This is a genomic window from Marinitoga hydrogenitolerans DSM 16785 (assembly GCF_900129175.1).
Lineage (GTDB): Bacteria > Thermotogota > Thermotogae > Petrotogales > Petrotogaceae > Marinitoga > Marinitoga hydrogenitolerans.
On the sequence record NZ_FQUI01000049.1, the window covers coordinates 1 to 15168 of the forward strand.

General features: G+C 24.8%; 16 protein-coding genes. 12 read left to right on the forward strand and 4 right to left on the reverse strand.

The annotated features are described in order from the left end of the window. The 10 genes from BUA62_RS10055 to BUA62_RS10100 all read left to right on the forward strand — a co-directional run. Positions 1-379: ATP-binding protein (locus BUA62_RS10055; RefSeq protein ID WP_200782427.1), on the forward strand; the 379-nt coding region annotated here is incomplete at its 5' end. Between the two features lie 229 nt (positions 380-608). Beyond that, the gene (locus tag BUA62_RS10060; RefSeq protein WP_072865923.1) at positions 609-1613 is read left to right on the forward strand and encodes a polysialyltransferase family glycosyltransferase; all 1005 of its coding nucleotides are present in this window, start codon (positions 609-611) and stop codon (positions 1611-1613) included. Positions 1614-2596: 983 nt separating this feature from the next. Further along, entirely contained in the window at positions 2597-3436 is an 840-nt protein-coding gene (kdsA, locus tag BUA62_RS10065; protein ID WP_072865924.1) for a 3-deoxy-8-phosphooctulonate synthase, read from the forward strand. An 11-nt stretch (positions 3437-3447) separates the two neighbouring features. Beyond that, the gene (locus BUA62_RS10070) at positions 3448-4428 is read left to right on the forward strand and encodes a KpsF/GutQ family sugar-phosphate isomerase (protein WP_072865925.1); all 981 of its coding nucleotides are present in this window, start codon (positions 3448-3450) and stop codon (positions 4426-4428) included. Continuing rightward, complete coding sequence (locus BUA62_RS10075; protein ID WP_072865926.1) at positions 4421-4909, forward strand: KdsC family phosphatase; 489 nt, start codon at positions 4421-4423, stop codon at positions 4907-4909. Before BUA62_RS10070 ends, BUA62_RS10075 begins: the two co-directional genes overlap by 8 nt. Positions 4910-4943: 34 nt before the next feature. Continuing rightward, a complete protein-coding gene (locus BUA62_RS10080) occupies positions 4944-6239 on the forward strand; it encodes an RraA family protein (RefSeq protein ID WP_072865927.1) in 1296 nt (431 codons plus the stop codon). Between the two features lie 128 nt (positions 6240-6367). Continuing rightward, positions 6368-7753 carry an oligosaccharide flippase family protein gene (locus BUA62_RS10085; protein WP_268776024.1) on the forward strand — a complete coding sequence of 462 codons (1386 nt, stop codon included), beginning with the start codon at positions 6368-6370 and terminating at the stop codon, positions 7751-7753. Positions 7754-7850: 97 nt separating this feature from the next. Further along, complete coding sequence (locus tag BUA62_RS10090; RefSeq protein WP_072865929.1) at positions 7851-8945, forward strand: MBL fold metallo-hydrolase; 1095 nt, start codon at positions 7851-7853, stop codon at positions 8943-8945. 197 nt (positions 8946-9142) lie between these two features. Beyond that, entirely contained in the window at positions 9143-9448 is a 306-nt protein-coding gene (locus tag BUA62_RS10095; protein WP_143148367.1) for a hypothetical protein, read from the forward strand. Continuing rightward, positions 9449-10759: a hypothetical protein gene (locus BUA62_RS10100; RefSeq protein ID WP_072865931.1), complete on the forward strand. Its 1311-nt coding sequence runs from the start codon at positions 9449-9451 to the stop codon at positions 10757-10759. Between the two features lie 78 nt (positions 10760-10837). Here BUA62_RS10100 and BUA62_RS10105 read toward each other — a convergent pair whose 3' ends face one another. The 4 genes from BUA62_RS10105 to BUA62_RS10120 all read right to left on the reverse strand — a co-directional run bounded on the left by BUA62_RS10105 (position 10838) and on the right by BUA62_RS10120 (position 12049). Continuing rightward, on the reverse strand, positions 10838-11053 hold the full coding sequence (locus BUA62_RS10105) for a hypothetical protein (protein WP_143148368.1): 216 nt from the start codon (positions 11051-11053) through the stop codon (positions 10838-10840). A gap of 120 nt (positions 11054-11173) precedes the next feature. Beyond that, a complete protein-coding gene (locus tag BUA62_RS10110) occupies positions 11174-11392 on the reverse strand; it encodes a hypothetical protein (protein WP_072865933.1) in 219 nt (72 codons plus the stop codon). A gap of 60 nt (positions 11393-11452) precedes the next feature. Further along, the gene (locus BUA62_RS10115) at positions 11453-11665 is read right to left on the reverse strand and encodes a DUF2922 domain-containing protein (RefSeq protein WP_072865934.1); all 213 of its coding nucleotides are present in this window, start codon (positions 11663-11665) and stop codon (positions 11453-11455) included. Positions 11666-11833: 168 nt separating this feature from the next. After that, positions 11834-12049 carry a DUF1659 domain-containing protein gene (locus tag BUA62_RS10120; protein WP_072865935.1) on the reverse strand — a complete coding sequence of 72 codons (216 nt, stop codon included), beginning with the start codon at positions 12047-12049 and terminating at the stop codon, positions 11834-11836. 549 nt (positions 12050-12598) lie between these two features. Between BUA62_RS10120 and BUA62_RS10125 the strand changes: the two genes are divergently transcribed. Both BUA62_RS10125 and BUA62_RS10130 read left to right on the forward strand, forming a co-directional pair. After that, positions 12599-12901, forward strand: a complete 303-nt coding sequence (locus BUA62_RS10125; RefSeq protein ID WP_072865936.1) for a hypothetical protein — start codon at positions 12599-12601, stop codon at positions 12899-12901. A gap of 370 nt (positions 12902-13271) precedes the next feature. Next, positions 13272-15035, forward strand: a complete 1764-nt coding sequence (locus BUA62_RS10130) for an AAA family ATPase (protein WP_072865937.1) — start codon at positions 13272-13274, stop codon at positions 15033-15035. The last annotated feature ends 133 nt before the right edge of the window (positions 15036-15168 follow it).

Sequence of the window (15168 nt, forward strand, 5' to 3'; positions counted from 1 at the left end):
TTCAACATATTTTATCCATTTCCAAGATTTAATGTCGCAATTAAAAAAAGCTCTTAAAGAAAATAGATTAGAAACAAGATTAAAACATTTTTCGAAATACAAAGTATTAATAATAGACGAAATAGGATATTTGCCAATTGATACAGATGCTTCAAACTTATTTTTTCAATTAATATCAAAAAGATACGAAAAACACAGTACAATAATTACAACAAATATGCCATTTTCAAGTTGGGGTGAAATATTTGGTTCTCCAGTTTTAGCTCAAGCTATATTAGACAGATTATTGCATCATTCTCATGTTATTTCGATTAAAGGTGATTCATATCGATTAAAAGAAAAAATGGATTTTTTTGCTAATTCTGTTTCTAATTCTTAATCCCTTTTTTGTACATTTTTATTTTCCCTTTTTTAACATTCTTGTAGTTGTTTTTACACGTGGAAAAGAAAATGAAACTTTAATATACATATGAAGAAAGAACTACAAAAAGACGTTTTAGTTAAATTTTCATATGTACATAATTATCAAAAAGTTATAGTAATCTTTAATTTTAGCCTTTATTTTTTACTAGCATCATATACTTATAATACAAGGTGGAGGTTAGAAAATGAATTTATTTATCATTAGAAACTGGTTTTCAATTATTTCTGCAGAAAGAATTATAAATGAAAAAAATAAAAAAAATAATATAGCTTTGGTAGCTAATTCGAATATTGAATATTTTAAAAAAATGGAAAAATATATGAATAAAGATTTATGGAAAAATATAGAATTTTTTAATCCTAAATTAGGGAAATTTGCATTTTTAAATCAAGAAAAATTATTAAAAAAATATAATTATTTTAAAAAAATATTAAAGAAATATAATACAAGTGTTATATATTTATCCAATTTAGATTCTTTAGAAGAGAAAATGTTATACAAAATATCCAAAGAAATGAAAATAAAAATTAATATATATGAAGAAGGGACGAATTTATATGTTACATTCATTTATAATAATAATATAATTGACAAAATAAAAAGTAAAATAAGAAATTATCTATATCAAGAATATTCATTTTTAACATACCAGAAAAATAATTTTAAAGCCAATACGCTTTATTCTTTTTTTCCTGAAAAATATAAATTTACTAATGTAATAAACAAAGAAAAGATAAATTTTGATATTAAGCAAAGTAATGATTTAAAAAAATTTTTAAAATTTAAATCGTTATTCCTCTCAAGACCTTTATCTGAGGATAGGATTATTAATAGAAAATTAGAGATAAAAATATTAGAAGAGTTTTTGTCTAATTTTAATAGAGATATATATTTTAAATTTCACCCAAGAGAAAGTAAAGAGAAAATTGAATTTATATTGAAAAATTATAAAATAAAAATTTTAAATAATAAATTACAAGAATTTCCGGCAGAATATTTAATATATAATTCAGGAATAGAAAATTTAATTGGATATGAAAGTGGAACTTTAGCTTATATATCTGAGTTTAAAAAAGATATTAATGTTTATTCGTTATTAAAAAAAATAGTTGAAAATTCAAAATCATCTTATTTAAAGACTTTTTATGATTTTTATAGAAAGGAATTCAAGAAAATAATATTTATATAGTATATAGCTATTTCAAGGTTAAGTAATTTCAAAAAATAGTCACTAAAAAGTAATATAAAAAATAATATAATAAAAATAAATATATAATACTCTAAAAAGTTAAAGACTAAAATCATTTTGAAGAATGAAAAAGATAGAAATAATGAATTTTGGTAGATTTAAAACTGCTAAAATGCGAATAAATATATTATGTGGTATATTATGATATTTTATTTACAAAAATTAAAACGTTTTAAGATTAATTCTGGATCATATATTGGATATTTGTTCTAAAAGAGATTTGAGCATATAATATAGGGTAAAAAAGAAAAATCTTATTTTTTTACATAAATAATAAAAATATTTATTTTAATTTACCATATCAGATTATTTTTTTTAAAAAGAATTATCATATATATTTCATTAGACAATAGAATAAAACTTAAAATAGTTTGAAATCATAGAATAAGACATTCCTTTTTTGAATTAAAAACATTATTTTCATAACTAGATTTTCATATTTTTTAGGCAATTATAAAAGTAGAAAATTTAATATTATATTTATCAAAAATACTTTCTTGCGTTTCGTTATTAAGATGTACTTTAACTGATCTTAGAAGATAAGAAAGAAATATTGAATTTTTAAATTAAAGTCAATTCAATCTCAAGGAATCTGAAACAGAAGGAGTTTAAAATCTGAAGAATTCTTTTTTGATTTTTTCATATTAAAACACAATTTTTATATATTAATTAAATTTTCTATTTTTATTCCATATTTACCTGACGTATTTACAGAAATATAAATTGAAAATTATATAGAGAGGTTATACGTATAAATTATATATACATTCCTAAAGTGCATAGAGTTGTATGATAAATATAATGGATATGTATAAAAACAAAATAATCGGATATTTTTATTCAAAAATAATTTAACTAAGTGTATTGTTTATTTTTATATTTCCGATTTTTATTAATTATATTAAGAAAGGGGTAGAAAAATTATGAATAAAACAATAAAAATTAAAGGTTTTGAAATTAATAATTATAAACCATTTATTCTTATTGCTGGACCATGTGCAATGGAATCTGAATTTTTAGTTATGAAAACAGCAGAAAAAATAAAAGAAATTACTTATAAATTAGGAATACCATATATTTTTAAATCTTCATTTGATAAAGCAAATAGAACGTCAATAGATTCATTTAGAGGACCGGGATTAGATAAAGGCTTAAAAATATTAGAAAAGGTAAAACGATATTTTGAAATACCTGTTACAACCGACATTCATTTACCAGAACAAGCCAAACCTGTTGCTGAAATAGCAGATTTATTACAGATTCCAGCTTTTTTATGTAGGCAGACAGATCTTATTGTTGCTGCTGCTAAAACGGGAAAACCGGTAAATATAAAAAAAGGGCAATTTTTAGCTCCATGGGATATGAAGAATGTTGTAGATAAATTAGTAAAATCAGGAAATACTGATGTAATCTTAACTGAAAGAGGTACATTCTTCGGCTATAATAATTTAGTTGTTGATATGACCAGTTTGGTAGAAATGAAGAAAATAGGTTTTCCTGTGATTTTTGATGCAACACATAGTGTTCAAAAGCCTGGAGCAAAAGGTAAGGAAACAGGAGGTAATAGAGAATATGTAGAGTATTTATCAAAAGCAGCAATTACTATAGGTATATCTGGAATTTTTTTGGAAGTCCATCCTGATCCTGATAATGCATTGTCAGATGGTCCAAATATGATTAAATTAGAGAATTTAGAAAAGTTATTATTACAAATAAAGAATATCGATATGTTGATTAAAAATAATGATAAAAATGAAATGTAGGTGATAAAATTATGGATATATTGAAAGAAGCTATCAAAGTTTTTGAAAATGAAATAAAAACATTATTATATATTAAAGACAATTTTGATAGAAAATTTGTTTTATTAGTAAATGAAATAATGAATTTAAAAGGTAAAGTAATAATAACAGGAATGGGAAAAGCTGGGCTTATTGGAAAAAAGATTGTTGGTACAATGAATAGTTTAGGGTTTATGTCTATCTTTTTGCATCCTTCAGAAGCACTTCATGGCGATTTAGGAATTGTATCTAAGGATGATTTTGTAATAATTTTTAGTAAAAGTGGAGAAACTGAAGAAGTTTTAGATTTAATAAAACCGTTAAGAAAATTTAGAGTAAAAATTTCTAGCATTACTTGTAGGAATAATTCAACATTATCTGAACTAACTGATATTAATGTTGTTTTGCCCATATTATCTGAAGCATCCCCGTATCAACTTGCTCCGACAACTAGTACTACAGCTATGTTAGTTTTTGGAGATGCTCTAGCCATTGTACTGTCCAAATTAAAAAATATTACTCCAGAAAAATTTGCGTTATTTCACCCAAACGGGTCTTTAGGGAAAAAAATATTGTTCAAAGTTGAAGCATTGATGAAAAAAGATAATGATAATTCGTATGTTTATAAAGATGGTTCAGTAAAAGATGCGATTATGGAAATGAGTAAGAAAGGGTTGGGAGCTGTAGCGATTGTAGATAAAGATTTAAGGTTGTTAGGTATTTTAACTGATGGGGATTTAAGAAGATTTCTTGGAAAAATTAAGAGTATTGAAGAATTGAATTTAAAAGTTGTTGATATAATGACAAAGACCCCTGTATTTGTTTATGATGATGAAAAAGCTATCGATGTTTTAAGATTGATGGAAAATAGAGAAAAACCAATTTTAGTAGTACCAGTTGTGAATAGAAAAAATAAATTAGTTGGTATGCTTAGATTGCATGATATAATAAAGGCAGGGATATATAATGAATGATAAATTATCTAGAATTAAAGTATTTATTATGGATGTAGATGGAACATTAACTGATGGGAAATTGTATATTGGAGAAAATAGAGAGAGTTTTAAAGTATTTAATGTTAAAGATGGATTAGGAATAAAATTGTTAATTAATGAAGATATTATTCCCGTTATAATAAGCGGTAGGAGTTCTAAAATAGTTTTATATAGAGCGAAGGAATTGGGTATTAAAGAAATTTATCAAGGTGTGAAAGATAAGATAAAAATTTTTGAGTTTTTGAAAAAAAAATATAATCTATGTAATGACAATTTCGCATTCATAGGTGACGATTTAAATGATTTACCTTTAATGAAATTGGTTGGTTTTAAATTTGTAGTAAAAAATGCATCAAAAGAATTATTAGATATTGCTGATTATGTGTCAAAATATAATGGTGGAGAAGGAGCTGTTAGAGATGCTATTAATTTTATTATAGAAAATAGAAAAAAGATATAAAGAATTAGAATATTTTTATGAGAGGTGAATTATTATGAAAGTTGTAGCATTTTTACCTGTAAAGGGAACAAGCTCTAGAATAAAATCAAAAAATTTAAAATTGATTGATGGTAAGCCCTTATTTATTCACACATTAGAGAAGTTAATAGAATGTGATTTCATTGATGAAGTTTATCTTGATTCCGAATCTGAAGAAGTATTTGGTGCTGCCAGTTATTTGGATTTTATTAAAATGAAAAGAGATCCATCTCTTGCTACAAATAAAACAGATGGACATATGTTGTTTTTTAATGAAGCTAAAAAAGTTGAAGCAGATATATATATCCAAATTCTTTGTACTAGTCCCTTTATTAAAAAAGAAACAATAAAAAAAGGGATTGAAATATTGATAAATAAAAAAGAATATGATTCTGTTGTGCTGGTTAGAAAGGAAAAATTATATCTATGGGATAAAAAAGGACCTAAATATAATTTGGAAAAAATACCTAATAGTTTTGATTTAGAAGATACTATTATTGAAACTATGGGATTATATATTACTAGAAAACATGTTGCTCTTGATTATAAAAGAAGGATAGGGAAAAATCCATATTTGCTAGAAGCAGAAGCTATAGAAGCTATTGATATAAACTATCCTGAAGATTTTAAGTTAGCAGAATATGTTATGTCAGGATTAAGGGAAGAAGAAGTAAAAAAACTTAGAAGTTTATCAAATTTTTTTACAAGTGCTATTTTATCAGATGTAATGGATGATTTGAATATTAATGGATTTATAAAAGGATTTTCATTAAATATAGAAAATAAGAAAATCTTTGGAAGAGCAAAAACGCTAAAATTAAGAAAATTAAAAAATGATGAGGAGTTTATAGGTATATATGATGCTATGAATATATACAAAACAATAGTTCAAAATGATATTATTGTAGTTGAAAATGAAGAAAAAGATTATGCTTTTTTTGGTAATTTAAATGCAAATTTGGCAATAAAAAATGGTGCATCTGGTTGTATAGTTGATGGAAAAACTAGAGATTTTTCAGATGTAAAAAGTTTGGATTTTCCAGTATTTTCAAAAGGATATTGCTCTAAAGATGTTAGAAAAAGAGCAACATTAGAAAGTATTAATAAACCAATTAAAATAGAAGGTGTGCAAATAAAACCTGGTGATCTAATATTTGGTGATATTGAAGGAATAATTGTTATTCCTAAAAAGTTTGAAAATATAATTTTAAAAAAAGCAATAGAAAGAATAAAAAATGAAAAAGGAATATTAAATAATATTTTAGAGGATTTTTCTATCGTAGAAATAATTGACAAGAATGGATTTTTTTAGTTTGTAATTTTTAGATTATTAATGCAAATGAAAAAAACCTTGATGATTTGATATTTCATATTGTGTGGTGATAGAAAATAAATCAGATAATAAAAAGAATAAAAAATAGCACAGCAATAAAATCTGGGATATGGTATATGGCAACAGATTTTATATTAAAAGGAATGACGTTTATAACCATTCCTATTTTTACGAGATTACTAACAGTTGAAGAATACGGAATAGTCTCTTTATATAATACTTTTGTAAGCGTATTTGCCATTATTACAGGATTAGATTTAAATGCATCAATAGGAACAGGGGTAAAGGATTTTAGAGAGAAGAAAAAAGAATTTTTATCATCAACATTATTTTTGTCATTAATAAGTTTTTTAATACAGTTCTTAATTATAATATTATTTAAAAATCAAATTTCATCATTATTTAATATTCGAAAAAATATATTGATATTGGCAGTAATTTCAGGATATTTGTCAGTTATTTTTCAATTTTATTTCTATATAAAAATATTTGAAAAGGATTATAAGAAAAGATCACTGGTAGGATTAATATATGCATTATTAAAGGTAGGATTATCAATATGGTTATTATTAAAAATAGAAAATAATAAATATATGGGAAGAATATATGGTGACTTAATCTCAAATTTATTATTATCTTCAATATTATTTTTGATAATAACACTTAAAGGTAAAAAATTAATATGGCCAAAAGCATGGAAGTATTCATTATTAATAGGAGTACCTTTAATATTGCATAATTTATCGGGGATTGTCCTCAATCAATTTGATAGATTGGTAATACAAAAAATAATAGGCTCTGAAAAAGTAGGACTATATAGTTATGCATATACATTAGGAATGATACCGTTAATAATATTAGGAGCAACAAAACTTGCATGGGGACCATGGTTTTATGATAAAATGTATGAAGGTATGAGAAATGATATAAACATAAAATCAAAGTATTATAATGAAATATATGTTATTATTTTATCAATAATATTTATTGTAACGCCAGAGTTGGGATTAATAATGGCTCCTCATAAATACAATATATCTTTGATATTAATACCAATAATAGTTGCATCTTATTACATGCAATTCTTATATACAATTTTTTCAATTTTTGCTTTTTTCTATAAAAAAACAGGATTAATATCAATAGGAACAGTACTAGCAGGAATAATAAACATAGTATTAAATATTTTATTAATACCAAAATATGGATATGAAATGGCAGCAATAACCACATTAATATCTTATTTTTTCCTATTGTTTTTCCATGCATTAAATGTAAGATATAATTTAAAAGATAAAACTATATCAGCAAAATATATATTTGGTTGGGCCTTTTTAATAATTGTTTTGGGTATTTCACAATATTTAATAGCAAAATATTTTGGAATGTTTTCTTTTATTGAAAGACTTTCGAGAATTGTAATTTTTGGTGTGTTGGGTATTGTTGTTGGAATAAAATTATATAAGAAATTAGAACATCATTTGAATAAATAAAAGTTGATATAAGTTATTTTTGAGTATTAATAATGATAGTTCTATCAGAAAATATTTAAAGAAAAAATTGAATAATTATGAAGGGATGGGGATTTAGATGAAAATAGTTATGGCAAATGTTGGACATGGATTATGTATGCTAATGGAAAGTGAAAAGCAGTATATTCAAATTGATTGTGGCGCTGGAAACAATAGTTTTAGTAAAAAAGCTTGTGAGAGTTTTTTTAGAAATATATATTATTTCGAGTGGGCGGATAAATTCATTTTATCTCACTTTCATTCTGATCATTATAATGGTTTATTGTATTTATGTAAAAATAAAAATCGTAGATTTTTTTATAATTTAAAAGATATTTATTTTCCTGGAATTCCAAAAATAGTTAGAGATAATGAAGATTTAGGTAGTAAAATATTTTTATACCTTCTTTCTATAAATAATAGAATTTTAGGTAATTCATCAGGAAGTATGGAATATGATTTTTTGGAAGTTATGAAATGCTTAAATAATACCAGTTTTAATTACAAACCTCTTTTTCAAGGTGATATAATAGAAGGAACTAATATCAAAGTAATATGGCCACCAAAAAAAATGTTTATGAATGAAGAAATTTCTAATAAAATAGTAAAAGCAATAGAAAAATTTGAAGAAGCTTTAGAAGAAGATAAAAAATTAGCCGAAATATATGAACGTATAATGAAAAATGAAAAATTTTTTGATTATTTTCATAAAGAAGGTATTTTTAAAAGCAAATACCGATTAGAGGAAGAAAAAATATTAAAAAGAAAAAAAGAGGAATTACCAGAAATAACAAAAGAAGCAAATACTTTACTTAGGAAAGTTGCAAATTATTTTAGTATCGGTTTTTATGAAGGAAATAAAGTTCTTTTTATGGGGGATGCTGAAGGTTATAATATAAGACATATGGTTGAATATTTAAAAAAAGAAAATATGGATTATTTTAAATATTTTATAGCCCCCCATCACGGAACTCATTGGGATGATTCTCTTATTGATATTATTTGGGATAACTTATTAGTTTCAAAAAGTGGAAAATACTCATTAAGAAAGGAATATATCAGATATTCTAGTAATTTGTTTAGTAAGATATTTATTACAGAATATTTCGGAGATATAATATTACCAGAAATTTATAAGTGTTTTGGAATTAGTGGTATTATGGCGGAGTGTTGATAATTAAGCAAATTATTGTTCATCTCAGTTTTTGCTGAGATGAGCGTAGAATGATAATTGTGAAAAATTTCTTTTCTTTGCAAATCATTGATATGTTAAAACAAGTAAATTTTTTATTAAGTCATATTGTTATATTCTTTTTCGAATTTATTTATGATATAATTATATTGCAATTATTTTTTGGGAGGTGGGGTATTATGGAAATAAAGGGTAGAGTTATTGCTATTTATTTTTGCAATGGAGATATCTTTTTAAAAGTTGAATTAGATGAAGAATTTTTGTATGTGAATAATAATAGTGTTCAAGAACTTCAAAAAACTGAAAAATTTATATATTTAATGTTTGATGGTAATTGTTATAACCATTGCATATTTAGTGATTTTATTCAATTAAAAGGCCAAAAGATTGAAGTAAAAATTAAAACAAATGGAATTAAATATAATTGTAAAAATATTCAAAAATTTGAGCCATTGTTTGAAATCGATTGGATAGGAGTAATTTAAATGAGTTTTACCAGTGAGGTTAGATTGCCTGAAAACATTATTTTTGTGGGAGCTGGTTTTTCGAGGAATGCTGGAGGTTTGACAACTTTTGATTTGTCTAATAAGATAAAAGAATTTATTAAAGATAATAAACCTTTTCCATCTGTTGATAAAATTTTGAAAGATAAAAATAATGAACTTAATAATATATTGAAAATAGATACTTTAAAAAAAATATCAGAAATTATAATTGGTGATGATAATAGTTTTTTGGCAAATTTATTTTCTTTGCTTGATTATAACTTAGAAAAGAAAAAGGGATTAAAGGTTAAAGATAAGTATTTTGATGTTGATGAATTATACAAAGCGAAAAAAACTTTTGAATTTTTAATTCAAAAGTCCATGTATGAAAGTTTCAAAGAAAATATAAAAGAATTTGAACATTATTGGGAATTTTGTAAATGCTTACAACAGTATATGATAAATGAACATTATGAAAAAATTGTAAAATATAATCCGGCTGATCCTGAATATTATATGTCTTCTTTAGGTGTTGTGACATTAAATTGGGATGGAATAGTTTTTTTGGAAATGATGAAGTTAAACAATGAATTTAATCATAGATCAACAGATGTTGGATTATATCTTGATTTTGGTGAATTGATTTTGAAAAGGAAAGATAAATATATTTTTAGTATGAATGAAAGTTCTGTTCAGAGAAATAATAAAAACAAGAATAATAAACCATATAGGATTATGAAATACCTTGCAGCACATGGAATGTTTGGAACACGGGTTTGTCCCCATTGTGGTGTATATTTTGCTGACTTTGATGATTTCAAAAATGAACATTATGATTTGCTTGCAAAAAATTTTATGAAATGTCCAAATTGTGGAACTATGACATCTATTATAAATGCTCCTTTGTATTATCAGAGTTATGTTGATAGAAGATTTGTATATTTAATAGAAAAGTGGGAAGAAGAAACAATAAATATTTTAAGAAAAGCGAAAAGATATATTTTTATAGGTTATTCTTTTCCTGAGGATGATTTACAGATGAGAAATATAATGTTTAATGTATTTAGTGATGGAGAAAAAAGAAAAGCTTATGTTATAGATTATTCTGAGAATAATAAAGGCAATAGATGGTATAGCGAAGAAGAAGCAAGGAAAATTTTCAAAGATAAAGAGATTTTAATAAATAAATATACAGGAATTTTTGGTAAAGAAAATGTGAAGTTTAATTTTTCTGGAGGACTAAAAGCATTTTTAGCAGGTGAAGGTATTTCCTGTGAAATGATTAATGAAGTATTGAAAGGTAAGATTTAATATAATTTTTTGGAATTAACTAAGAAGATTTTGAAGAAATAAAACAGAACCCGGTTTTCACCGGGTTAGTTGAGTTAATCATAACTCGTCAGATTCTGTCCTTTTTGCTTCAGCCATTTTTTGCAATTGACTAAGAACAAAAAGTAAATCTTTTTCCCTGTAGGATCTCATACCTCTGGCCTTTGAGTTCCCTGTTACAGGTTTGATGTCTAAGAATTTAACTAAATTTCTTAAAACATCTGGATTGTTAAATTCGTATTTCTTACAAAAGTAAGGAATACTAATCATCCCCATCACTCCCTTTTTTAAAATTTTTAATTACGAATACAGTAACATCATACCAGAAAAAAGTTACAAAATCAATATTTTTAATTTAAATTTTAGAAAAATTGCTTTTAATAACATGTTTTTATTTTATTTATCTTCTATTTCATCCCTTAATTCATCGAATTTTTCGTCAATTTCAGCAGATAGAATTTTTATTTGTTTATTCAATTCTTTATTAAAATTTTTTTGTAAGGTTTTTAATTCATCAATTTTTTCCTTTTTGTTCTCTTCGTTTATTATTAATGGTAGCATTTTAAAAAATTGTTCCATAATATTTGATAATATAATTCTTAAAAAGTCCCACATAATTCAATCTCCTTTCTTTTTTATAGTTTCAAAGAGCCGGGCTTTTAGCCCGGTTCTGCTTTAGCTAATTAAATCAAAGAGTTCATTAGTTGTTGTGTCTACAATTGCTGCATTGTCTTTTTCATATCCTGTTGGTATGAAAACACCAACAAAGGTATCCATTGCATTTTGTACTTCTGTTTCTGTTAAGTCTGTTCTTGGATCATTTAAATATATTGTTTTTCTTTTGCCATCTACTGTGTTTACAAAGGACATTCTAAGTTTTCTCGCCATTATAACTCACCTCCGGTGTTTAATAAGATTTTTAATTTAAACTTTCAATAATAACAAACATAAAGAAAAAGCTTTACTTTTTCACAACTAACAAACGTGTTTGTTGTTGTTACTCACCTCCGATGTTTTTACTCGCTTACAGCGGGTATAGGTTTAAAATTTTTAATTTTAAGCTTGTAATTCATAGGTTTCAATTTTTTCAATTTCAACTAATGGTTTTTCACATAATGATGCAAAGTTATTAGATGCTGTGTATACTTGGTCATCTGTTGCATCAGCAATTAATGAAAAGGATTTTCTTTTGATAATTTGTTTTCCATTTTCATCTACTCCATAATCAAATGAAATTCTTGCTTTGTTGCCTAAACTAATTTTGCTTGCCATTATAACTCACCTCCAGTGGGGAATAGGATTTTTATTTTAAAATTTCAACAAAAACAATACAAAGAAAAAGCGTTGCTTTTTCACAACTGACAAACAAAGTTTGTCGTTGTTACTCATCTCCAGTGTTTTTACTCGCTTACGCGGTAATAGGTTAAAAATTTTAAAGAAATCAAAAACATTAAAAAATACTTCGTATTTTTTCTCTGTCAGCGCTGACGATTGTAGTATATCCTATTTGTTTTTCATGGAAATAGTTGCGGAATTATTTGCAAATGAAGTTACTAAAATGTGATATAATTTTATTGGGAAGTGGAAATGTTGGAAAAATTGCAATAGGAGTACAGAAGAAGAATGATATTATATTTATATAATATATGTCTTATCTATATGGAGGGATAAATATGATTGGTAATAAATTAAGGAAAATCGAGATAAAAAATTTTAGAGGATTTGAAAGTTTAGAAATTAATGAAATGAAATAAAATTGATTAGTGCTTTAAAAAGAAATGGGAAAATTGAAGATTTTATTATCTGATAGGAAATATGGTAATGTATCAAAATTCAATACATTTAATTGAAGAAGTTGATGCAACATTTCATCCGCAATCCATACCCACATTTTCTAAAACATTGATTAATTATTCTAAAGAGTATAATAATCAATTATTTTTAACATCTCATAATCGTGAATTTTTAAAAATATTTTTAGAAAATATTAACGATAAAGAAATTATAAAAAACAATATAAGAGTATTTACTTTTAAAGAATATAGAAGTAAACTGAAAATGTTAAAACTTAATGGTTTGGAAGCATTAAAGAATATAACAGAGTTTAATCTGGAGTTGAGATAATGAATACGGTAATAATTTGTGAAGGAAATACCGATTGGCACTTAATTGGTTTTTATCTAGAAAGAAAAGAAAATTATAGTTATAATAAACAAAGCAAATAAAAGAATATATAAAAAGAAAAGGACTAACTGAAGGATGGCTGATAATTTATTCAGATACTATAAAAGATTTTGAATATATAACAGAAGAAGAAAATGGAATAAAATTACATATTTGGTTTATCAAAACCAATTTTGAAAATCCGTCAAAGGTAAAATAATTCTATATATGACTTTTTAGAAAAAAATATTATAATTCATTAGTTTTTTTAATTAAAATCCAATTTTTAATCCTAATCCCTACCGGAGGTATGTCATGTGGAGGTGAAACGATGAGAAAAAAAATACCATATGGAAAACAAAATTTTGAATGGGTAATAATGCAGAATTATTATTACATAGACAGAACAGAATATATAGAAAAATTAGAATCATTGAATGAAACTAATATAGTATTTTTAAGGCCAAGGAAATTTGGAAAAACATTGTTTTTAGATACACTCTCCAAATATTATGATATTAATTATGCAGATAAGTTTGATGCATTATTTAAAGACTTATACATAGGAAAAAATCCAACACCATTAAAAAATAGTTATTATATATTATACATGAATTTTTCAGGAGTTCAAACAGAAGATAGAGATGTGTTAATAAGAAGTTTTAAAAGTGTTTTAATTACTTCTCTAACGACATTTAATGAACAATATGATAAAAATATTATAATAAAAGAAGAATATACAGAACCAGCAGATATATTAAGAGAATTTTTAGCAGCATCAAAAAAACGACTTGACAAACCAATATACTTATTAATAGACGAATACGACCACTTTGCAAATGAATTATTGAGTTTTAACCTTGATTTATTCAAAGACAGTGTAACAAAACATGGATTTGTAAGAAAATTCTACGAAGAAATAAAAAAAGGAACACAAACAATAATAGAAAGACTCTTCATGACAGGAGTAAGTCCAATAATGTTAGACTCATTAACCAGTGGTTTTAATATAACAATGAGTATTACCACAAAACCAGAATTCAACGAAATGCTTGGATTCAAAGAAGAAGAAGTAAAAGAATTATTAGAATATTATGACATATATTCGGAAAAATTATTAAAAGAAATGCAGGAAAATTATAATGGATATAGATTCAATATAAAAGCCAAAAACAGGGTATATAACCCTGATATGGTATTTTATTTTATAATAGAATATCTAAGAGAACAGATGCCACCAGAAAAAATAATAGATGACAACATAATGAGTGATTACAAAAAAGTACAGAATTTATTCAGTCTTGGTGAATTGCTTGGTGTAAAAATAGACAAAAACAACAAAAAAGAACTAACAGAAAAAGAAAAACAAGAAGAAAAAGAAAGTCCAAAAAAAATAATAGGGAAATTATTAAACGAAATACTATTAACAGGAAGAACAACATTACCAGAACTCACAACAATGTTCAATCCAGGAAAAAGGATAGAAATAAAAGATATAAAATCACTATTATTCTATCTTGGGTTCATGACATTTGAAAAAGAAGGATTAAGAACATATCTAAAAATACCAAATTACTCAATGAAAAAAATATTCTCAGAATACTTTACAGAATACATAGAAGAAAGGCTAACAGAATATATAGATACAGACGAAATAGAAAATGCAATAATAACGATATTAGAAGATGGGAAAATAGAGCCATTTGCCAAAGAAATAGAAAACTTATTAAGTAAAATGGACAACAGAATATTCATGGGATTAGATGAAAAATACATAAAAGCAATAATGTATAGTTATTTAGTATTAACGCCATATGCAATGGTAAAAATGGAATATCCAGTAGAGAATGGGTATATAGACATAGTAATGTTCAAAAGATATGAGGAAGTGCCATATGAAGCGATAATAGAAGTAAAATACATAAAACAAAAAGAATACACAGAAGAAAAATTAAAAAGAAAAATAAAAGAAGCAAAAGAACAAATAGAAAAATACAAGAAATCATATGAATTAAACTCAAAAAATGAAACAATGAAAAAGTTTATAATTATCTTTGTTGGTAAGGAAGCGAAATATGTTGAGGAAGTAAAATAAATCGCTTTATAAATTTGACAATTCTGAAGAAAATTCAAAGGCGTGTAACACCGGAGGTGAAGATATGAGAAGATTCTGCACAAGCGGTCCCGTTGATAAAAAGACATGTTATTACGTAGAAAGACCAGATATA